19 protein-coding genes are annotated in these 19,384 nt (G+C 69.1%); 11 read left to right on the top strand and 8 right to left on the bottom strand.

Annotated elements, in window-relative coordinates:
- Positions 1–951 (bottom strand): PPE family protein (locus tag AC5Y5V_RS10005; protein WP_499933497.1); only part of this gene is annotated, 951 nt, incomplete at its 3' end.
- A gap of 154 nt (positions 952–1,105) precedes the next feature.
- Positions 1,106–1,864 carry an MBL fold metallo-hydrolase gene (locus tag AC5Y5V_RS10000; protein WP_499933494.1) on the bottom strand — a complete coding sequence of 253 codons (759 nt, stop codon included), beginning with the start codon at positions 1,862–1,864 and terminating at the stop codon, positions 1,106–1,108.
- 140 nt (positions 1,865–2,004) lie between these two features.
- Between AC5Y5V_RS10000 and fgd the strand changes: the two genes are divergently transcribed.
- From fgd to AC5Y5V_RS09985, 3 genes are read left to right on the top strand one after another with little or no spacing between them, the layout of a single operon-like run.
- Positions 2,005–3,015 carry a glucose-6-phosphate dehydrogenase (coenzyme-F420) gene (fgd, locus tag AC5Y5V_RS09995; protein ID WP_499933492.1) on the top strand — a complete coding sequence of 337 codons (1,011 nt, stop codon included), beginning with the start codon at positions 2,005–2,007 and terminating at the stop codon, positions 3,013–3,015.
- Positions 3,016–3,024: 9 nt separating this feature from the next.
- Positions 3,025–5,097 carry a phosphate acetyltransferase gene (pta, locus tag AC5Y5V_RS09990; protein WP_499933484.1) on the top strand — a complete coding sequence of 691 codons (2,073 nt, stop codon included), beginning with the start codon at positions 3,025–3,027 and terminating at the stop codon, positions 5,095–5,097.
- Complete coding sequence (locus tag AC5Y5V_RS09985; protein ID WP_499933479.1) at positions 5,090–6,244, top strand: acetate kinase; 1,155 nt, start codon at positions 5,090–5,092, stop codon at positions 6,242–6,244. Before pta ends, AC5Y5V_RS09985 begins: the two co-directional genes overlap by 8 nt.
- 2 nt (positions 6,245–6,246) lie before the next feature.
- Here AC5Y5V_RS09985 and AC5Y5V_RS09980 read toward each other — a convergent pair whose 3' ends face one another.
- The gene (locus AC5Y5V_RS09980) at positions 6,247–7,440 is read right to left on the bottom strand and encodes a DUF1501 domain-containing protein (RefSeq protein ID WP_499933477.1); all 1,194 of its coding nucleotides are present in this window, start codon (positions 7,438–7,440) and stop codon (positions 6,247–6,249) included.
- Positions 7,437–8,744: a DUF1800 domain-containing protein gene (locus AC5Y5V_RS09975; protein ID WP_499933474.1), complete on the bottom strand. Its 1,308-nt coding sequence runs from the start codon at positions 8,742–8,744 to the stop codon at positions 7,437–7,439. The genes AC5Y5V_RS09980 and AC5Y5V_RS09975 overlap by 4 nt, the downstream gene beginning before the upstream one ends.
- Before the next feature lie 108 nt (positions 8,745–8,852).
- On the opposite strand from AC5Y5V_RS09975, the gene AC5Y5V_RS09970 reads away from it, so the two are divergent.
- Together AC5Y5V_RS09970 and AC5Y5V_RS09965 are read left to right on the top strand one after the other, a co-directional pair.
- On the top strand, positions 8,853–9,188 hold the full coding sequence (locus AC5Y5V_RS09970) for a hypothetical protein (RefSeq protein ID WP_499933471.1): 336 nt from the start codon (positions 8,853–8,855) through the stop codon (positions 9,186–9,188).
- A gap of 245 nt (positions 9,189–9,433) precedes the next feature.
- Positions 9,434–9,781, top strand: coding sequence for a hypothetical protein (locus AC5Y5V_RS09965; protein WP_499933468.1), 348 nt, complete (start codon positions 9,434–9,436; stop codon positions 9,779–9,781).
- 4 nt (positions 9,782–9,785) lie between these two features.
- On the opposite strand, the gene AC5Y5V_RS09960 is transcribed toward AC5Y5V_RS09965, so the two are convergent.
- Genes AC5Y5V_RS09960 through glnX form a run of 3 tightly spaced genes read right to left on the bottom strand, consistent with a single transcriptional unit; the run spans position 9,786 to position 14,379 of the window.
- A complete protein-coding gene (locus AC5Y5V_RS09960; protein WP_499933465.1) occupies positions 9,786–12,095 on the bottom strand; it encodes a serine/threonine-protein kinase PknG in 2,310 nt (769 codons plus the stop codon).
- Positions 12,095–13,063 carry a glutamate ABC transporter substrate-binding protein gene (locus AC5Y5V_RS09955; protein ID WP_499933462.1) on the bottom strand — a complete coding sequence of 323 codons (969 nt, stop codon included), beginning with the start codon at positions 13,061–13,063 and terminating at the stop codon, positions 12,095–12,097. The genes AC5Y5V_RS09960 and AC5Y5V_RS09955 overlap by 1 nt, the downstream gene beginning before the upstream one ends.
- Complete coding sequence (gene glnX, locus AC5Y5V_RS09950; RefSeq protein ID WP_499933459.1) at positions 13,060–14,379, bottom strand: protein kinase G-activating protein GlnX; 1,320 nt, start codon at positions 14,377–14,379, stop codon at positions 13,060–13,062. The genes AC5Y5V_RS09955 and glnX overlap by 4 nt, the downstream gene beginning before the upstream one ends.
- 130 nt (positions 14,380–14,509) lie before the next feature.
- On the opposite strand from glnX, the gene AC5Y5V_RS09945 reads away from it, so the two are divergent.
- A complete protein-coding gene (locus tag AC5Y5V_RS09945; protein WP_499933456.1) occupies positions 14,510–15,193 on the top strand; it encodes an SIMPL domain-containing protein in 684 nt (227 codons plus the stop codon).
- 25 nt (positions 15,194–15,218) lie between these two features.
- Positions 15,219–15,845, top strand: coding sequence for an NUDIX hydrolase (locus tag AC5Y5V_RS09940; RefSeq protein ID WP_499933452.1), 627 nt, complete (start codon positions 15,219–15,221; stop codon positions 15,843–15,845).
- Here AC5Y5V_RS09940 and thiE read toward each other — a convergent pair.
- The gene (gene thiE, locus AC5Y5V_RS09935) at positions 15,817–16,494 is read right to left on the bottom strand and encodes a thiamine phosphate synthase (RefSeq protein WP_499933448.1); all 678 of its coding nucleotides are present in this window, start codon (positions 16,492–16,494) and stop codon (positions 15,817–15,819) included. The genes AC5Y5V_RS09940 and thiE overlap by 29 nt on opposite strands.
- Positions 16,495–16,661: 167 nt before the next feature.
- On the opposite strand from thiE, the gene thiO reads away from it, so the two are divergent.
- Genes thiO through AC5Y5V_RS09915 form a run of 4 tightly spaced genes read left to right on the top strand, consistent with a single transcriptional unit; the run spans position 16,662 to position 19,384 of the window.
- Complete coding sequence (gene thiO, locus AC5Y5V_RS09930) at positions 16,662–17,681, top strand: glycine oxidase ThiO (protein WP_499933444.1); 1,020 nt, start codon at positions 16,662–16,664, stop codon at positions 17,679–17,681.
- Positions 17,678–17,875, top strand: a complete 198-nt coding sequence (thiS, locus tag AC5Y5V_RS09925; protein ID WP_499933442.1) for a sulfur carrier protein ThiS — start codon at positions 17,678–17,680, stop codon at positions 17,873–17,875. Before thiO ends, thiS begins: the two co-directional genes overlap by 4 nt.
- A 46-nt stretch (positions 17,876–17,921) precedes the next feature.
- On the top strand, positions 17,922–18,626 hold the full coding sequence (locus AC5Y5V_RS09920) for a thiazole synthase (RefSeq protein ID WP_499933583.1): 705 nt from the start codon (positions 17,922–17,924) through the stop codon (positions 18,624–18,626).
- The gene (locus AC5Y5V_RS09915; RefSeq protein ID WP_499933440.1) at positions 18,623–19,384 is read left to right on the top strand and encodes an SGNH/GDSL hydrolase family protein; all 762 of its coding nucleotides are present in this window, start codon (positions 18,623–18,625) and stop codon (positions 19,382–19,384) included. The genes AC5Y5V_RS09920 and AC5Y5V_RS09915 overlap by 4 nt, the downstream gene beginning before the upstream one ends.

Below are 19,384 nucleotides of genomic sequence, written 5' to 3'. Positions count from 1 at the left end.
GTCGCCGCGGTTGCCGTCGCCGTTGTTGCCGCTGCCCCAGTTGTTGTTGCCGGTGTTGCCGTTGCCGACGTTGTTGTTGCCGTCCTGGAAGCCGAATTGGCCGACGTTGCCGCTGCCCCAGTTGTTGTTGCCGATATTGCCGTTGCCGAAGTTGCCATTACCCTGGTTGCCGCTGCCGACATTGCTGCTGCCGCGGTTTCCGCTGCCGATATTCTGCACTGCCCCGGCGGGATTGACGAAGTCGCGGTTTCCGCTGCCCAGGTTGCCGCTGCCGACATTGCCGTTGCCCAGGTTTTGATTACCGGTGTTGCCGCTGCCCAGGTTGTTGTTACCCGTGTTGCCGTGGCCCAGGTTGACGTCGCCGGTGTTGCCCCAGCCCAGGTTGGTGGCGCCCTGATTGCCCAGGCCGAGGTTCGGAATGCCGGGGATGCCGGCCAGCGCGGTCTTCAGTGACGTCAGCTGCGCCGCCACGGCCGACGCGCCGGCGTGGTAGCCGGTAAGCGCGGTCACGTCGGTGGCCCAGAACTCCTCGTACAGGCCCTCGACGGCCGCAATCGCCGGCGCGTTGAATCCAAATAGGTTGGAGCGCACCAACTGAACCAGCGTGGTGCGGTTCGCTGCCACCGCCAGCGGGTGCACCGTCGCCGCGCGGGCGGCTTCGAACACGCTGGCCACCGTGCGGGCCTGCCCGGCCGCTCCGGTGGCGTGGGTGGCCGCCGCGCTCAGAAACTGCGCATACGGTGCGGCTGCGGCCGCCATCGCCGCCGACGCCGCACCCTGCCACGCCTGACCCGTCAACCCCGTCGTCACCGACGAGAACGACGCCGCCGCCGACGCCAATTCCGAGGACAGCCCGTCCCAGGCCGCCGCCGCTGCAAGCATCGGCGCGGAGCCCGCGCCGGTGAACATTCGCAATGAATTGATTTCTGGCGGCAAACCCACAAAGCTCATTACGGCGCTCCTTAACCCCGACGACCGGTGACTATGAGAAAGCTGTACACCGTCGTCAGCAAATTTGTCTGGGTTTTGCCTAAACTCAAACGATGCGGCATTTCGCCGTTTAGCGGCTGGTATCCAGACGGCGAATGGCGTGCGGCGAGGCCATTTAGCGGGCCAGTGCGATCGCCGCTTCGGTGGCCTCGCGGATCGGGCCGCGCCACACGTCGCCGTGGCCGGGCAACAGGATCTCGGTCTCCACCAGCGCCAGCGCTTCCAGGCTGCGCAGACACCCGTCCTGACTGTGGCTGAACACCTCGGGCAATAGCTGCGGCCCGCTGCGACTCAGCAGCGGATGGCCGGTGATGAGCGCGTCGCCACTGATCAAGACGCCGTCGACCAGGTACGAACAATGCCCGCTGGTATGGCCGGGCGTGAAGATGGGCACCGGATGGCCGGGCAGGCCGGCGGCGATATCGGCGGTCAGCGGCAGCGCGCTCGGTATGCCGTCGCGGATCAGGCCGCCATTGCGAACGACGTGGATGCCCCACATCGCCCACCGGGGGCGCCAGATGCGCAGCGCGATATCGAAAATCTGCACCTGCTCGAGGTATTCGCGCTTGGCGTGGCCCACCTCGTCGGCGTGGCAGTACACCGGCGTGCGGTACTGGTTGGCGAACCAGATCGCCGAGCCCAGATGGTCGATGTGCGAGTGGGTCAGCAGGATCGCGCGCACATCGCCGGGTTCGAAGCCGAGCTTGCGCAGCGAATCCACGACGTCCTGGCGGTCACCGGGATATCCGGCGTCGATCAGCATCACGCCCGTGCTGTCGCTGACCAGCACCCAGTTGACCGCGCTGCCGCGGACGAAATGCACGGCATCGGTGACCTGGAACAGCGTCGGCGCCTTCAAAGCCTGGTAGGCCATGCGGCAGATTCTAAAGTCGATGGCGCCGACCCGCTTCGCCCGCCTCCGGCGCGCTCGCGATCGCCACGAGTCCTGATGGCGCCGACCCGCTTCGCCCGCCTCCGGCGCGCTCGCGATCGCCACAGGAGTAGAAAGAACTGGTGGCTGAACTGAAACTCGGATACAAGGCTTCTGCTGAACAATTCGCGCCGCGTGAACTGGTCGAACTCGCCGTTCTGGCCGAAGCGCACGGCATGGACAGCGCCACCGTCAGCGACCACTTCCAGCCCTGGCGGCACGAGGGCGGGCACGCGCCCTTCTCGCTGGCCTGGATGACCGCCGTCGGCGAACGCACCGAACGGATCCTGCTGGGCACCTCGGTGCTGACGCCCACCTTCCGGTACAACCCGGCCGTCATCGCGCAGGCCTTCGCCACCATGAGCTGCCTGTACCCGAACCGGGTCTTTCTCGGCGTGGGCACCGGCGAGGCGCTCAACGAGATCGCCACCGGCTATCAGGGCAGCTGGCCGGAGTTCAAGGAGCGTTTCGCGCGGCTGCGGGAATCGGTGCGGCTGATGCGGGAACTGTGGCGCGGGGACCGCGTCGATTTCGACGGTGAGTACTACCGCCTCAAGGGCGCCTCGATCTACGACGTACCCGAAGGCGGTGTGCCCGTGTACATCGCCGCCGGCGGCCCGGCGGTGGCCAAGTACGCCGGACGCGCCGGTGACGGCTTCATCTGCACGTCGGGCAAGGGTGAGGAGCTCTACACCGAAAAGCTGATGCCGGCGGTGCTCGAGGGTGCGGCGGCCGCCGACCGCAACGCCGACGAGATCGACAAGATGATCGAAATCAAGATCTCCTACGACCCCGATCCTGACCTGGCGCTCAACAACACCCGGTTCTGGGCGCCGCTGTCGCTCACGGCCGAGCAGAAGCACAGCATCGACGACCCGATCGAAATGGAGAAGGCGGCCGACGCCCTGCCGATCGAGCAGATCGCCAAGCGCTGGATTGTGGCGTCGGACCCCGACGAGGCCGTCGAAAAGGTGGGCCAATACTTCGCCTGGGGTCTCAATCATCTGGTGTTCCATGCGCCCGGTCACGACCAGCGGCGGTTCCTGGAACTATTCGAGAAGGATCTCGCGCCCCGGCTGCGACGGCTGGGCTGACCGACAAAGGTGCCCACCTCCGGGATCTACATCGCGGCGCCCGAACCGGCGTCCGGAAAGGCGACCATAGCGCTGGGGCTGCTGCACCGCCTGACCGCCGCGGTCGCCAAAGTTGGTGTGTTCCGCCCGATTACGCGGGCGGGCCAAGATCGTGACTACATTCTGGAACTGCTGCTGGAGCACACCACCGCGGGCCTGCCCTACGAGCGGTGCGTCGGGGTGACGTATACGCAGCTGCACGCCGACAGTGACGCCGCGATCGTCAGCATCGTCGACGCGTATCACGCGATGGCGCAACACTGCGACGCGGTGGTGATCGTCGGCAGCGACTACACGGACGTCGCGAGCCCCGCGGAACTGTCGATCAACGCCCGCATCGCGGTCAACCTGGGTGCGCCCGTGCTGCTGGCGGTCAGCGGCCGGAATCGCACGCCCGACGAGATCGGCGGCGTCGTCGGTGTTTGTCTGGCCGAGTTGTCCGCGCAGCGCGCCCACACCGCGGCGGTGGTCGCCAACCGTTGCGACCCCGATGAACTCGGTGCCGTCGCGGAGGAATTGCACGCTTTCCCGCCGCGCAGCTACGTCCTGCCCGAGGAGCCGCTGTTGGCCGCGCCGACGGTGTCGGAGTTGCGCCAAGCCGTGAACGGCACCGTCGTCAGCGGCGACGTCGAGCTTCGCGAACGCGAGGTGATGGATGTGATGGTCGCGGGGATGACCGCCGACCACGTGCTGGAACGGCTGCGCGACGGGATGGCTGTGATCACCCCCGGGGACCGCTCGGACGTCGTGCTCGCCGTCACCAGCGCCCATGCGGCCCAGGGCTTTCCGACGCTGTCCTGCATCGTGCTCAACGGTGGCTTCGACCTTCACCCGTCGATAGCCGCACTGGTCTCCGGGCTGCGGCTGCGGCTGCCGATCATCGCCACCACGCTGGGTACCTACGCCACCGCCAGCGCGGCGGCGTCGGCCCGCGGCCGCGTCACCGCGACCTCGCAGCGCAAGATCGACACCGCGCTGCAGCTGATGGAACGACACGTCGACATCGAGGACCTGTTGGCGCAGTTGGCCATTCCGATCCCGACGGTGACCACGCCGCAGATGTTCACCTATCGGCTCACCCAGCAGGCGCGTTCGGACCGCAGGCATATCGTGTTGCCCGAAGGGGATGACGACCGCATCCTCAGGTCCGCGGGACGCGTGCTGCAGCGTGGGATCGCAGACCTGACCATCCTGGGCGACGAGGACCAAATCCGGCTGCGTGCCGCCGAACTCGGCGTCGACCTGAGCGCCGCAGAGGTGATCGACCCGCGGACCAGTGAGCTGCGCGACCAGTTCGCCGAGCAGTACGCGGAATTGCGCAAGTCCAAAGGCGTCACCGTCGAGGAGGCGCGCGAGACCCTGCGCGATGTTTCGTATTTCGGCACCATGCTGGTGTACAACGGCATGGTCGACGGCATGGTGTCCGGCGCCACGCACACCACCGCGCATACCGTTCGGCCGGCCTTCGAGATCATCAAGACCGTTCCGGACGTCTCGACGGTGTCCAGCATTTTCCTGATGTGCCTGCCGGACAAGGTGCTGGCATACGGCGACTGCGCGATCGTCCCGAACCCTACGCCCGAGCAGCTCGCGGACATCGCCATTTCCTCGGCCCGTACTGCCGCGCGGTTCGGCATCGAACCCCGAGTCGCGATGCTGTCGTACTCCACCGGCGATTCCGGCACCGGCGCGGATGTCGACAAGGTCAGGCTGGCAACGCAATTGGTGCGGGAACGGGATCCGCAGCTGCTGGTCGAGGGGCCCATCCAGTACGACGCCGCGGTGGAGCCGTCGGTCGCGGCCACCAAGATGCGCGACTCGAAGGTGGCCGGCCACGCGACGGTGCTGATCTTCCCCGACCTCAACACCGGCAACAACACCTACAAGGCGGTGCAGCGGACCGCCGGGGCGATCGCGATCGGTCCGGTGCTGCAAGGCCTGCGCAAGCCGGTCAACGACCTGTCCCGCGGCGCGCTGGTCGAGGACATCGTCAACACCGTCGCCATCACCGCGATTCAGGCGCAGGGCGTCAACAATGGCTGATCGTCTGGTGTTGGTGATCAACTCCGGTTCGTCGTCGCTCAAATTCCAGTTGGTCGAACCCGATTCGGGCGTTTCCCGCGCGAGCGGCACGGTCGAACGGATCGGGGAGGCGTCGTCGCCGATCGCCGACCACGACGCGGCGTTGCGGCGGGCGTTCGAGATGCTCGCCGATGACGGCATCGACCTTCGGGCCTGCGGGCTGGTGGCGGTCGGGCATCGGGTCGTGCACGGCGGGAACCGGTTTCACCGGCCCACGCTGCTCGACGACGAAGTGATCGGCGAACTCGAAGAACTCTCACCGCTGGCTCCGCTGCATAATCCGCCCGCCCTGCAGGGCATCGAGGTGGCGCGCACACTGCTGCCCGACGTTCCCCATATCGCGGTGTTCGACACGGCGTTCTTCCACCACCTGCCGGACGAGGCCGCGACCTACGCCATCGACCGGGAACTGGCCGAACGCTGGCAGATCCGCCGGTACGGATTTCACGGCACCTCGCACGAATATGTCAGCGGGCAGGCCGCGGCGTTCCTGGACCGGCCGTTGGACGGCGTGAATCAGATTGTGCTGCATCTGGGCAACGGCGCGTCGGCTTCGGCGGTGGCCGGCGGCCGCCCGGTCGAAACATCGATGGGCCTGACGCCGCTGGAGGGCCTGGTGATGGGCACCCGCAGTGGCGACATCGACGCAGGCGTCTACAGCTACCTGTGGCGCACCGCGAAGATGAGCGTCGACGAGGTCGAGTCGATGCTCAACAAGCGGTCCGGAGTGTTCGGCCTGTCCGGCGAGCGCGATTTCCGGCGGCTGCACCAGATGATCGAATCCGACGACAGCGCGGCGCGATTGGCCTACGACGTGTTCATCCATCGGCTGCGCAAGTACCTCGGTGCCTACCTCGCGGTGCTGGGCCACACCGACGTCGTCAGCTTCACCGCCGGCATCGGCGAAAACGACGCGGCGGTGCGCTGGGACGCGTTGTCCGGCTTGGCCGAACTCGGCATCGTCCTCGACGAGGACCGCAATATGGGCCGTGGCAAAGGCATTCGCCGCATCTCCCGCGACGACTCGCCGATTACCGTGTTGGTGGTGCCGACCAACGAAGAGCTGGCCATCGCCCGCGACTGCGTGCAGCTGCTGGCCGGCCTATAGGCCTATAGGAAGCCCAGCGGCGTGCGGCCCGCGCCCACAGCCGGCGTCGGGTCCGTCCCGACCGTGCGCGCCAGCAGCTCGGCGTAGACGTCGCGGAAGTCGGTGGTGAATTTCAGGTCTCCGTGGTCGAGGTTGGTCAGGCTGGGCTCCTCGCCGTAGAACCCGCCCTTGACGGGCGCGCCCGCCACGAAGACGGGTCCCGCGGTGCCGTGGTCGGTGCCCTGCGAAGCGTTGGCGTGCACGCGGCGTCCGAATTCGGAATACGCCATCAGCACCACCTTGCGACCGACGGGGTCTGTGGCCAGCTGCGTCACCAAAGGCGTTATGGCCTCGTCGAGGGTCTGCAGCAGGCGCTGCTGGGTGGCGCGTTCGCCGGCGTGGGTATCGAACCCCCCGAGCTGCACCATGTACACCCGGGTCGGGACCCGGGCGCGTACCGCGGCGGCCACCATGCTCAGCTGGGTAGCCAGCGAATTGTGGCCGTTGGCGGTGGGTTTGAGGGATTCGAACGTCTTGTTGGTGGTTCGCGCCGCGCGATACGCCTTGCGCACCGCGGCCATCGCGGGGGTGTCCGTCGGGTCGTCGACGCCCAGGGCCGCCATGATCGAATCGAACTTGTCCGCCTCACGGGCCGGTACGTGCGAGGTCGAAAGTGCGGCGGCCGTGTGCTTTTCGCCGACTGCCAGAGTGGGCAGGACGGGGCCGATGTTGACCGCGCGCAACGGGTCGTCGCCCGTGACATCCAGCCAGCGGCCGATCCAGCCGGTCGATACGGGTCGGTCCGGAGACGCGGTCTGCCAGATGTCCATGGACCGGAAATGGCTGTGATCGGGCTTCGGGTAGCCCACTCCACGGACGATGGCGAGCCGGCGCTGGCCCCACAACTGGGCCAGGCCGCGCATCGCCGGGTTGAGACCGAGCTGGTCGTCAAGGCGCAGGACATCGCTTGGCGCGTAGGCGAGTTCAGGTCGGGCATCGTGGTATGCGTTGTCGGCGTAGGGGATCAGGGTGTTGATGCCGTCGTTGCCGCCGTAGAGCGTGACGATCACCAGTACGCCCGCGTTGTCGGCGAGCGGTCGTTCCTGGGCGGCGCGCAACAGGTCGTCCCAGTTCACCGCCACGGCGCCGGAGAGCAGGCCGGCCGCGCCGACGCCCGCGCCGGCGAGCAGGAATCTGCGGCGATTCATCTCCGTCATGAGGTCAGGTATTCCGGCGTGTTGACGGCCGCCGCAAACAGCTCGGACGGCTTGCGCGTCAGGGGCTTCAGGGCTGCGGCGCTGCGGTCCGACCAGGATCCGACGCCGATCAGGTAGCCGACCGCCTCGATGCGGTTGCCGACGCCGGTGCGTTCGAGGGCGGACAGGTCGGCGCCGTGGGCGAGCTGGCTCGCGGCGCGCAACCGCGCGTCGGCGCTGGCCGTGGACAACCAGACCTCGCCGTATGGCCAGCCGCCCACGCTGGGGGGATAGAACGGACGCTGCCCCAGGGCATGCAAGGTGGTCTCGGCCGTCTTGAGCCGCTTGGGATTGTCCAGGGGAAGCCGCAGCGCCCGGATCACGCCGACCAGCCACTCGACCGGGGTGTTGACCTTGCTGGGCCCGCGCCCCATGAATTCGTCGTCGGTCAGGATCGCTCGCGTCAGCGCGCGCAGGTTGCGGTCCGGCCCATACGCGCCGACCAGCCGGCCGAGCAGCTGCGCCGACGGCGGATCGTCGGAAGCCAGCTGCTGCCACAGGCGCCCCGCGACATACTCGGCCGACTTCGGCTGCGCCAGGACGGTGTCGCAGAAGCCCGCGGCGTCGAAGTTCCCGCTGCGCCCCAGCAGCGTTTTCGTCCCCGCATCATGCCGTTTCGGCGTCATCGAGGTCTGGCCGTTGGGACGGATCACCCAGCCGGTCAGCGCGCGGGCGCCCGCGCGCACGTCGTCCTCGGTGTAGCCGTTGCCGTGGCCCAACGCGAACAGCTCCATGAATTCGCGGGCCAGGTTTTCATTGGGCGCCTTGGCGGTGTTGGCCTGCCCGTCCAGCCAGCGCAGCATCGCGGCGTCGGTGAGCATGGCGTAGGCCAGGCTGTGGAAATCGCCGAGCGACAGGGTACGCAGCTTCTGATTCTGCGCGGCCATCATGGACGCGACCCGGACCTTCTGCGCGGAAGTGGCAAAGTGGTTGTGCCACAACAGTGTCAACTTCTCGTGCAGCGGCTGCCGGACGGCGGCCATGCGGCGCAGCCACCACGACGACAGCGCCCCCTGTTGCTGGGACAGCTGTTGGTCGTACTGCTTGCGGTCGGCCGGGGTCGCGCGCTTGCCGGGTGGGCTGGGGTGGGCCAACGCCGGCATCGGAGTGGCCGCAGCACCCGGGTCGGCATCCGGGTTGGCGCCCAGGGCCGCGTCGACGAAGGACGCCCAGCCCGCCTTGAGCGCCGCGTCGACTTCGGGGCCCGTGGCCCCGAAACCGGCGCGTCGCAGCGCACGGGCGGTCGTTACCCACTCATCGGGCATGCTTCGAGTGTGCACACCAACCTTTGAACCAGCTGTGACCTGGCAATTGTGGCAAGGGTTTTCAGGATCTCTTTAGAAGTTGCTTAGCGCGGTGCCGATACTTGGCTCATGGACATCTACGCCTCCATCGCCGTGCTCTGGCTGATCTCCGCGTTGTCGCTGGTGATCGGTTACAGCGCCGCGTCGGGAAAGCTTCCGCCGGACGGATTGATAGGTTTCGGCACGAGCGGCGGCATGGACGCCGACGCCGGCTGGCGCGCGGGAAACCGCGCGGCCATCCGTGTCATGTGGCTGACGGTGCCGGTGGCCGCAATCGGCAGCGCCTGGGTGGCGGTGACCAACTCGCACAACTCCCTCGGGTTATGGGCGATGCTGATGGCCGGCGTCCTGATCAGTGGCGGCATTGTCGCGCGCAAGGCCGCACGCGGCATCGACGAAGACTGATCACAATTGGCAATTCTTCTCCGGCGTGTCGGCACTCGCCTCTAAAAATTGGCGTGGCTTCGTCAAACCGCTGCGCCGTAGACTATTCGAGAAGTTGGCCATACCCTACGCGCCAGGGCGTCGAAGCCCGACCTTGATAATGGCGTGTCATTTCTGAGATTGTCCTCGGAAATGGTCGTCGGCGGCCACCGGCCATTGCCGCATTGGCGCGGCTCGTCCACCAGGTTTGGTTTGAGGGAGTCGAAGTGAAGTCCAAATCCAGTCGTTACGGCGCCGCGATATTGGGTTGCGCGGCAGCATTGGTGTTTTCTCCGGTCGCCAGCGCTGATCCAATCGACCCGCACCAGCCGGACATGACAAAGGGCTATTGCCCAGGCGGTCGGTGGGGTTGGAACAACCTGGCCGTGTGCGACGGCGAGAAGTACCCCGACGGGTCGTTTTGGCACCAGTGGATGAAGACCTGGATGGTCGGCCCGCAGTTCTACTACGACTGTGTCGGCGGCGACGAACCGATGCCCGGACCGCCGCCGCCCGGTGGCTGCAACGGGGCGATCCCGCCGGAGCAGCCGGCACCGCCGCCACCGCCGGCCTGATCCTTTAGAACGTGCTCGTCGGCCGGACGTTGTTGGCCATGTCCACCAGCGTGTAGCGATGTCGCTGGGTGGGCGCGACGCGGGCCAGGCTGCGCAGCGACGCCTCGACGCCCAGCCGCAGCCCGTGGTCGGTGAACGGGAAGCCCAGGATGTGGTTGGTGCTGGCTTGATTATTGGCCCGGTTGTCCTGCAACCAGTCCATCGCGCCGCCCAACACGAAGGCGCGGATCTGCAGCACGCGGGGTTCGGTGGGCGGCAGTGCCTCCACGCGGCGCGCGGCGTCGCGGATCTGCTCCTCGGTGATCTCGCCCGTCGACCGGCCGGACAGCAGGGTCACCGCGCTGGTCAGCCGCGCGGTGGTGAAATGCCTTGAAGTAGCTGGCACTTCGTCCAGGGTGCGCACCGCAGCGGCCCGATCGCCTTCGGCCGACAGGGATCTGGCCAGCCCGAAGGCCGCCGAGATCACGCCGTCGTTGGTGCTCCACACCGTCTGGTAGAACTTGTGCTCGTCGGTGTAGCCGGCCAGCTCGGCGGTCGCCGCCAGCGCCAACTTGGGCGCCAGCTCGCCCGGGAAGGTGTCCAACACCTCCGTGAAGTGCTTGATCGCCGAGTCGTAGTCGCCGGTAAGCAGTTGCGCCACAGCGCGATACCAGACCAGCCGCCACCGCCAGCCCACCCGGTCGGCCAGGTCGTCGAGTTTGCGGGTGGCCTTGACGACGTCGCCGAGGTCCAGCAGCGCGCGGACCTCCATCAGCGGCAGCTCCGAGGATTCGCTCACGTCGGCGCCGTCGGCGTCCAGCGAACCGTGCCGGGCCGCGCGCAGCGAGTCCAGCGTCTGCACCGGCTGGGACAGCACCGTCGCCTGCAACACCGGGGCGGCGACGTCGGTGGGGTCGACCAGTGGCACCGGCAGCGCGGTGACGATCTCCTTGGCGGTCAGCTTCTCCGAATGCACCTGGCCGTCCAGATACACGTCGGTGTGCGCCACCAGCAGGTCCACCCCGAACGTCGAGCGGCTGGGGCTGAAGACCGTCGACAATCCGGACCGCGGCACCCCGGTGTCCTTGGAGACCACCTCACGCAGCACGCCCATCAGCTGCGCGGACATCTCCTCGGCGGTGGAGAACCGGCGCCGCGGATCGGGGTCGATGGCGCGGCGCAGCAGCCGGCCGAAGGAGTCGTAGCGGGCGAGCACCGGGTCGTCGTCGGGCAGGCCGTCCACGTAGCGGCCGTTGCGGGTGCGCAGGTTCAGCGTCAACGCCGCCAAAGTGCGTCCCACGGTGTAGATGTCGGTGGCCACCGTCGGGCCGGTCCGCACGATCTCCGGCGCCTGGAATCCGGGCGTGCCGTAGAGATAGCCGAACGAGTTGATCCGCGACACCGCGCCCAGGTCGATCAGCTTGAGCTGCTCCTCGGTGAGCATGATGTTCTCTGGCTTCAGGTCGTTGTAGACCAGGCCGATCGAGTGCAGATACGTCAGGGCGGGCAGGATTTCCAGCAGGTAGGCGATGGCCTCGGCGACCGGCAGCGTCTCGCCCTTGCTCTGCTTGAGCGACTGCCCGCCGATGTACTCCATGACGATGTAGCCGACGGGGTCCCCGTGCCGGTCGACGTGCTCGACGAAGTTGAAGATCTGCACGATCGAGGGGTGCACCACCTCGGCGAGGAACTGCCGTTCGGCCATCGCGATCGCCTGGGCCTCGGCGTCGCCGGAATGCACCAGGCCCTTGAGCACCACCGGCCGGTCGTTGACGTTGTGGTCGACGGCCAGGTACACCCAGCCCAGCCCGCCGTGCGCGATGCAGCCCTTGATTTCGTACTGCCCGGCGACGATGTCGCCGGGACTCAGCTGCGGCAGGAAGGTGTACGGGCTGCCGCAGTACGGGCACCAGCCCTCCGATGCGCCCTGGCCGGGTGCCCCCTCCGCGCCGGACCGCCCCACCGGCCGCCCGCAGTTCCAGCAGAACCGCTTGGACTCCGGCACCACCGGGTTGGTCATCAGCGCCTTGACCGGGTCGATGTCCGACACCCGCGGGATCTCCACCAGGCCGCCGCCGAGCTGCCGCACCGGCTGCAGCACCCGCGTCGTCATCCGGTCCTGGCCCTCGGTGGCCCGCATGCCGATCGTGATGTGCGGGAAGTCGTCGTCGTCATCGTCGAAATCGGGGCGGAAGAGCGCCTGGGTGCTTTGCGGCCGCAGCGCCGACCCGGTGGTCGCCGGAGCGGTGTTCGGGTCATAAGGCTGGGTGCTGGCGCTCCCGGTGTCCGGGTCCGCCGATTCCGGCTGCGCTTGCGCTTCGGGGACGTCGGCCATCAGTCCACGTACCTTGGCGCGGGCGGCATGGGCGCCGGACCGAGGACCGTCAACCACTTGCGGTACAACGTGTTCCACGTTCCGTCCCGACGGATCCGTTCGAGCGTCCCGTTGACGAAGCGGACCAGTCCGGTGTTTTGCAGGTTGATCCCGATGCCGTAGGGCTGGGTCGCCATGTTCGGCCCGACGATGTGCAGGTACGGGTCTTCCTCGACCAGGCCGGCCAGGATCGAGTCGTCGGTGCTGATGGCGTCGATCTCGCGCTGCTGCATCGCCACCAGGCAGTCGGCCCAGTTGACCACGGACACGATGGTCGGCGGCGGCACGATCTCGCGGATCCGGCGCAGCGACGTGGTGCCCCGCGCGACGCAGACCCGCTTGCCGGACAGGTCGGACGCCTTGGTGATCGTCGACTCGCGCGGGGCCAGGATGCGTTGATTGGCGTCCAGGTAGACGGTGGAGAAGTTGACCAGCTTGCGGCGCTCGCAGGTGATGGTCATGGTCTTGACGACGATGTCGACCTGCGACTTCTGCAGCGCCGTGACGCGTTCGGCCGACGACAGGATGCGGTACTCGACGTGGGAGGGGGCGCCGAAGATGTCGCGGGCGACCTCACCGGCGATGTCGACGTCGAAGCCGGTGATCTCGCCGGTGATCGGGTCGCGGAAGCTGAACAGGTTGCTGCCGATGTCCAGCCCGATGATCAGCCGACCCCGGGCGCGGATGTCGGCCACCGCGGCGTCGGCCTCGGGCTTGGTGGCGAACGGGCGCAGGCTCGCGGTCGGGTTGCAGTCCGGGCCGACGCCGTCCGCCGGCAGCGGGGGCTGCGGTGGCATCTCCTCCATGCCGACCGGCGTGGGCGGAGGCAACGTCGGCACCGCCGCGACCTTCACCGACTCCTGGTGCGAGCAACCGGCCAGCATGACCGACGCGACCAGCAAGCTGCACACCCGGAGTCGCGCCGTCATCGATACTCTTTCAGCCTCGGCCACAGGCCCAGGGCGACCGCGAGGGCGGCGCCCAGGCTGAGCACGACGCCGCCGACCTGCGCGCCGGACAGCCCGCTGCGGGCGTTGAGGACGTCATTGCGCAGGTGGGTGCGGCTTTCGTCCATCGCCTTGGTCAGCGCGTCGTCGAGCCGGTCGAAGGCGGGGGTCGAGTCGTCCTCGCCCTTGCCCAGCGCGACCTGGGTGGCGGCCCGGTAGTTGCCCACCGACATGTAGGCGTTGATCCGGTCGTTGGCCTGCCGCCAGCGGATCAGCAGCTGGTCGGCACCCTGCAGGTCGGGCTTGTCGATCGCGTCGCTGCGCGACATGTAGACGTCGATCTGCTGGTGCATGGCGTCGATGCGCTGGTAGAACGCCTGCTTGCGGATCTCTTCGTCGCCGCGCCGGATCAGCGACAACGTCTCGTCGGCCCGGGCCTGCTGCGCGGTGATGGCCACGTTGGTCACGGTCCGCAACGACTCGGCGGCGGTGTCCTTGGCGCTGCGGCTCGCCGTCGTCGAAATGGTCAATGCCGTCCCGACCCACACCACCATGACGACGATACCCAGCGCGCCCACGACCAGGCCGGGGTTGATCCGGCGCCTGGTCCGCCGGGCCAGCCACCGATGCGAGAAAAACCCGAACACCATCGTGGTGGCCACCACGAGGATCACCGGAGCCGGGAAATGCGTGGACGCTGTGGTCTCGCTGTCCACCCGCTGCGACGTCGCCTGGTAGAGCTGCTGCGCGTCGGGCAGGATCTTGGACTGCATCAGCCCCGACGCCTCCGACAGGTACGACGAACCGACCGGGTTGCCCGCCCGGTTGTTGGTGCGCGCGATCTCGATCAGCCCGGTATACACCGCCAATTCGGCATTGATCCGGCCCAGCAGCTGCACCAGCGGCTCGTCGGTCAGCCCGCTGGACGCCCGGGTCACCGCCACCGCGGCGTCGGTGATCGCCTGCTCGTAACGCTGGCGCACCGACCGTGGCTCGGGCTGGGCGATGAACGCGGTGGCCGCGGCGGCGTCGGCCACCGACAGCGTCGTGTACAACCGTCCGGCGGCGAACGACAGCGGCTCGGTGTGGTTGAGCACCGTGGACAGCACCTGCTGGCGGTGGTTGACGGTGGTCGCGGTGGCGAACGCGCTGGAGACGCCGAGCGCCGCCAGCACGATGCCGATGGTCAGGATGCGTCCCGGCGTCGTCGAAACGAACCACCAGCGGGGGTGCGCGGGTTCGGCAGGCGACCGGGACCCCAGCGGCTCAGTCGACGGGTGGGCCAGCTCAACCGTCACGTCTGCTCGGACCTCATCTTTCGACTCTGCCAGGAACTTGTATAAGCGAATTCTAAGAGAATGTTCGCCCAGATGTGGGGAGGCGGACGGAATTGGTCCGGCCCGTCGGTGCGCGGTTACGGTTACCTGCATGGCGACCGAGATCACCGTGCGTGGCACCTGCACGATTTCCGAGGCGCCCGAACGCGGAACCGTCCGCGCCACCATCGCCTACGAGGGCACGGCGCCGGAGCCGGTCTACCAGCGGGTGGCCAAGGACCTGCAGTCGGTGACGGCGTCGATCAAGCCGTTGACCGCCGGCGACCCGCCCGCCGTGACGGCGTGGACGGCCGGACAGCTCCGCACGTGGTCGGAGCGGCCCTGGGGGCAGGACCGCAAGCGAATGCCGCTGGTGCACCACGCCAGGGTCGACGTCGAGGCGAGGTTTCGCGACCTGGTCGCGCTGTCGCGGTGGGTGGGCGAGCAGGTCGCCTACATCAACAGTTTCGGGCTGTCGGGCGTCGACTGGATGCTGACCTCGTCCCGCCGCGGCGAGCTGCTGGAGGAGGTCCGGGCCGGCGCGGTCGCGGACGCCGTGGTGCGCGCGCAGCAGTACTCCGACGCGCTCGGCCTGGGCAAGGTCCGTCCGGTCGCCGTGGCCGACGCCGGGATGCTGAGCCCCAACCTCCCCCCGCAGGGCATCGCCCCCCAGGGCCCCGCCTACCTGCGCGCGGCCGGGGCGCCCGGTGGCGGCGGCACCGTGGAACTGCTGCCCGCGGACATCGAGGTCTCAGCCGCGGTCGACGCGCGTTTCGTTGCCGGGGACGCCGAGTAGCGCGCGGCCTGCCTATTCTGATCTGGTGCGCGGCGACGGTGACGGGTGGGTGATCTCCGAGCGCGGCGCGCATTACTGGGGCAGATTCGGCGCGGCCGGCCTGTTGCTGCGCGCGCCGCTGCCCGACGGCACGCCCGCGGTGCTGCTGCAGCACCGGGCGGTGTGGAGCCATCAGGGCGGCACCTGGGGCCTGCCGGGCGGCGCCCGCGACAGCCACGAGACGCCGGAGGAGACCGCGGTCCGCGAGGCGCACGAGGAGGCCGGGCTGACCGCCGAGCGGCTGACCGTGCGGGCGACGGTGGTCACCGCGGAGGTCGCGGGGCGCGGCGGCACCAGCTGGAGCTACACCACCGTCGTCGCCGACGCCGGGGAGTTGCTGCAGACCGTGCCCAATCGGGAAAGCGCCGAGATGCGCTGGGTCGGCGAGGACGAGGTGGTCGACCTGCCGCTGCATCCGGGGTTCGCCGCCAGCTGGGAGCGGCTGCGCACGGCGCCCGCGACCGTGCCGCTGGACCACGGCGACGAACGGCGGCAACGCCTTCCGCGCACCATGGAGATCGAGGCCGGCGTGTTCGTCTGGTGCATGCCCGGGGACGTGGATCACGCCCCACTGAGTCCCCGGATCAGCTCGCTGCTGCAAGCGCTGAACTGAGCCGCTGCGCCGCCGCGCGCGGATCCTCGGCCGCGGTGATCGCGCGCACCACCACGATCCGTCGGGCGCCGGCGTCGAGCACGTCGGGCAGCCGCTGCGCGTCGATGCCGCCGATCGCGAACCACGGCTTGCCCGTGCGCAGCTCGGCGGCCTTTCGCACCAGCGACAGGCCCGGCGCGGCGCGGTTCGGCTTGGTCGGGGTGGGCCAGCAGGGGCCGACGCAGAAGTAGTCGGCGCGATCTTCGGTGGCGGCGTCGTCGGCGGCGGCGGTCACCTGATCCGGGTCGTGGGTGGACAGGCCGATCAGCGTGCCGGGCCCGACGATCCCGCGTGCGACGGCCGGCGGTAGGTCGCGCTGCCCCAGGTGCAGCACGTCGGCGCCGGCGGCGCGGGCGATGTCGGCGCGGTCGTTGACCGCGAACAGGGCACCGAAGCGGCGGGCGGCGTCGGCCAGGATCTCGCACGCGGCCAGCTCGTCGCGCGCCTCCAGCGCGCCGAAGCGCTGCTCACCGGGCGAACCCTTGTCCCGCAGCTGGATGATGTCGACACCGCCGGCCAGCGCGGCGTCGGCGAATTCGGCCAGGTCACCGCGCTCCCGGCGGGCGTCGGTGCACAGGTACAACCGCGCTTGAGCAAGACGTTCGTGCACATCGTGACCGTAGCGCGCTAGCGTGGAAGCCGAACAACACGGGAGTCCCGGGCTGACAGCGGGGCTGAGAGTGGACACCACCGGCCTGAAGCCGGATAAGCCGGGCCTGTCCTTACCGTCACACCTGATCCGGATCATGCCGGCGAAGGGAGTAGAGGATGCAGGCCATGACCGGCTCGCCGGCCGGCTCGTTAGCAGTCGTTGGCGGCGGCGTCATCGGGCTGGCGGTGGCGCGGCGGGCCGCCCAGGCAGGGTGGTCCGTGCGGGTGCACCGCACCGCCGAACACGGCGCGTCCTGGGTCGCCGGGGGCATGCTGGCCCCGCACAGCGAAGGGTGGCCCGGCGAGGAGCGGTTGCTGCGGCTGGGCCTGGAATCCTTGCGGCTGTGGCGCGACGGCGGCTTTCTGGAAGGGCTTTCGCCCAAGGTGGTCACCGCCCGCGAGTCGCTGGTGGTGGCCGTGGACCGCGCCGACGTGGCCGACCTGCGCACCGTCGCCGACTGGCTGTCCGGGCAGGGGCACCCGGTGGTGTGGGAGTCCGCGGCGCGCGACGTCGAGCCGCTGCTGGCCCAGGGCATCCGGCACGGCTTCCGGGCGCCGACCGAACTGGCCGTGGACAACCGCGCCGTGCTCGACGCGCTGTCGGCGGACTGCGAGCGGCTCGGCGTCGGGTGGGCGGGGCCGGCCGACCGGCTTTCGGATGTCGACGCCGACGCGGTGGTGATCGCCAACGGCATCGACGCGCCCGCGCTGTGGCCCGGGCTGCCGGTCCGCCCGGTGAAGGGCGAGGTGTTGCGGCTGCGCTGGCGGAAGGGTTGTATGCCGTTGTTGCAGAGGGTGATTCGAGCGCGGGTGCACGGCCGGCAGGTGTACCTGGTGCCGCGGGCGGACGGCGTGGTGGTGGGCGCCACCCAGTACGAGCACGGCCGCGACACCGCCCCCGTCGTATCGGGGGTGCGTGACCTGCTCGACGACGCGTGCGCGGTGCTGCCGGCCCTGGGCGAATACGAACTGGCCGAGTGCGCCGCCGGGTTGCGCCCGATGACGCCGGATAACCTGCCAATTGTGCAACGCCTGGACGCGCGGACCCTGGTCGCCGCCGGTCACGGCCGGTCCGGATTCCTGTTGGCGCCGTGGACCGCCGAGCAGATCGTGTCCGAACTCGCGTTGGTGGGTGCCGCGCGATGAACATCATCGTCAACGAGCAACGGGTCGAGGTCGATGACCAGATCACGGTCGCCGCGCTGCTGGAGACGATGGGCTTCCCGGACCGCGGCGTAGCGGTGGCGCTGGATTGGTCGGTATTGCCCCGATCTGATTGGGCGACAAAGCTTTCCGAAGGTGCGCGAGTTGAGGTGGTGACGGCGGTGCAGGGTGGTTGACGCGAAACTGACGATCGGGGACCGCACCTTCGCGTCGCGGCTCATCATGGGCACCGGGGGAGCGGGCAACCTGGCGGTGCTGGAAGAGGCGCTGATCGCGTCGGGCACCGAGCTGACCACCGTCGCGATCCGCCGGGTGGACGCCGAGGGCGGCACCGGTCTGCTCGACCTACTCAACCGGTTGGGCATCACGCCGCTGCCCAACACCGCGGGCTGCCGCGGCGCCGCCGAGGCGGTGCTCACCGCCCAGCTCGCCCGCGAGGCGCTGAACACCAACTGGGTCAAGCTGGAGGTCATCGCCGACGAGCGCACCCTGCTGCCCGACGCGATCGAATTGGTCCGGGCGGCAGAACAATTGGTGGACGACGGCTTCGTGGTGCTGCCGTACACGAACGACGACCCGGTGCTGGCGCGCCGGCTGGAGGACGTCGGTTGCGCGGCGGTGATGCCGCTTGGCTCGCCGATCGGCACCGGCCTGGGCCTGACCAACCCGCACAACATCGAGATGATCGTCGCCGGCGCGGGTGTCCCGGTGGTGCTCGACGCCGGCATCGGCACGGCCAGCGACGCCGCGCTGGCGATGGAATTGGGTTGTGACGCGGTGCTGTTGGCCACCGCGGTGACCCGGGCCGCGGACCCGCCGGCGATGGCCGCCGCGATGGCGGCCGCCGTCACCGCCGGCTATCTGGCACGTCGGGCCGGGCGCATCCCGAAGCGTTTCTGGGCGCAGGCATCCAGTCCGGACCTATGAGTCGCTATGTCGCGCTTGGCAGTTCAATGGCGGCCGGCCCGGGTATCCGGCCCCGCGCCCGGGGCGCCCCGTGGCGGGCGGGGCGGTCGGCGCGCAACTACCCGCATCTGGTCGCCGAGCAACTGGGCCTCGACCTGACCGACGTCACCTACTCCGGCGCGACCACCGCGCACGTGCTCACCGATCGGCAGAACGGCGTGCCGCCGCAGATCGAGGCGCTGGACGGTTCGGAGGCGTTGATCACGGTCACCATCGGTGGAAACGACGTCGGCTACATCCCGCTGCTGATGGCCGCGTCGCTACCGAGTTTCGCGGGGGGACTGCCGCTGCTCGGCGACCGGATCCGTGAGCTGCGCGACCGGCAGGGTCGCGACCGGGCCCTGGCCCAGGTACGCGATTCGCTGTGCGAGGTCGGTCGCACGCTGCGCGAGCGGGCCCCGAAGGCCCGCATCTACTTCGTCGACTACCTGACGGTGCTGCCGCCCGCGGGCGAGTCTGCATCGCCACTGTCGGAACCCGATGCCGAGCTGGGCCGGCACGTGGCGGCGACCCTGGAACGGCTCACGGCCGAGGCCGCCGGGGCGACCGGCTGCGAGGTAGTGCACGCAGCCGCAGCCAGCCGGGACCACCATGCGTGGTCCCGGCTGCCGTGGACTACCGGACCCGGTCTGCCACTACCGTTGCGGACCGCGCCCCTGCATCCCAACGCCGCCGGGATGCGAGCGGTCGCGGAATTGATTGCGGCCCAGGGAATTTAA

Source organism: Mycobacterium sp. NGS68 (genome assembly GCF_059812195.1).
Note: the sequence above shows the minus strand (reverse complement) of the source record. Positions and strands in the feature narration are given on the sequence as shown.

Coding starts and splice junctions, on each gene's coding strand:
- AC5Y5V_RS09920 (WP_499933583.1), top strand. CDS start 17,922: ATGGGCACCGGGGGAGCGGGCAACCTGGCGGTGCTGGAAGAGGCGCTG.
- thiO (WP_499933444.1), top strand. CDS start 16,662: ATGACCGGCTCGCCGGCCGGCTCGTTAGCAGTCGTTGGCGGCGGCGTC.
- AC5Y5V_RS09915 (WP_499933440.1), top strand. CDS start 18,623: ATGAGTCGCTATGTCGCGCTTGGCAGTTCAATGGCGGCCGGCCCGGGT.
- AC5Y5V_RS09970 (WP_499933471.1), top strand. CDS start 8,853: ATGGACATCTACGCCTCCATCGCCGTGCTCTGGCTGATCTCCGCGTTG.
- AC5Y5V_RS09985 (WP_499933479.1), top strand. CDS start 5,090: ATGGCTGATCGTCTGGTGTTGGTGATCAACTCCGGTTCGTCGTCGCTC.
- AC5Y5V_RS09960 (WP_499933465.1), bottom strand. CDS start 12,095: ATGGCCGACGTCCCCGAAGCGCAAGCGCAGCCGGAATCGGCGGACCCG.
- thiS (WP_499933442.1), top strand. CDS start 17,678: ATGAACATCATCGTCAACGAGCAACGGGTCGAGGTCGATGACCAGATC.
- AC5Y5V_RS09955 (WP_499933462.1), bottom strand. CDS start 13,063: ATGACGGCGCGACTCCGGGTGTGCAGCTTGCTGGTCGCGTCGGTCATG.
- AC5Y5V_RS09945 (WP_499933456.1), top strand. CDS start 14,510: ATGGCGACCGAGATCACCGTGCGTGGCACCTGCACGATTTCCGAGGCG.
- AC5Y5V_RS09975 (WP_499933474.1), bottom strand. CDS start 8,744: ATGCCCGATGAGTGGGTAACGACCGCCCGTGCGCTGCGACGCGCCGGT.
- AC5Y5V_RS09980 (WP_499933477.1), bottom strand. CDS start 7,440: ATGACGGAGATGAATCGCCGCAGATTCCTGCTCGCCGGCGCGGGCGTC.
- AC5Y5V_RS10000 (WP_499933494.1), bottom strand. CDS start 1,864: ATGGCCTACCAGGCTTTGAAGGCGCCGACGCTGTTCCAGGTCACCGAT.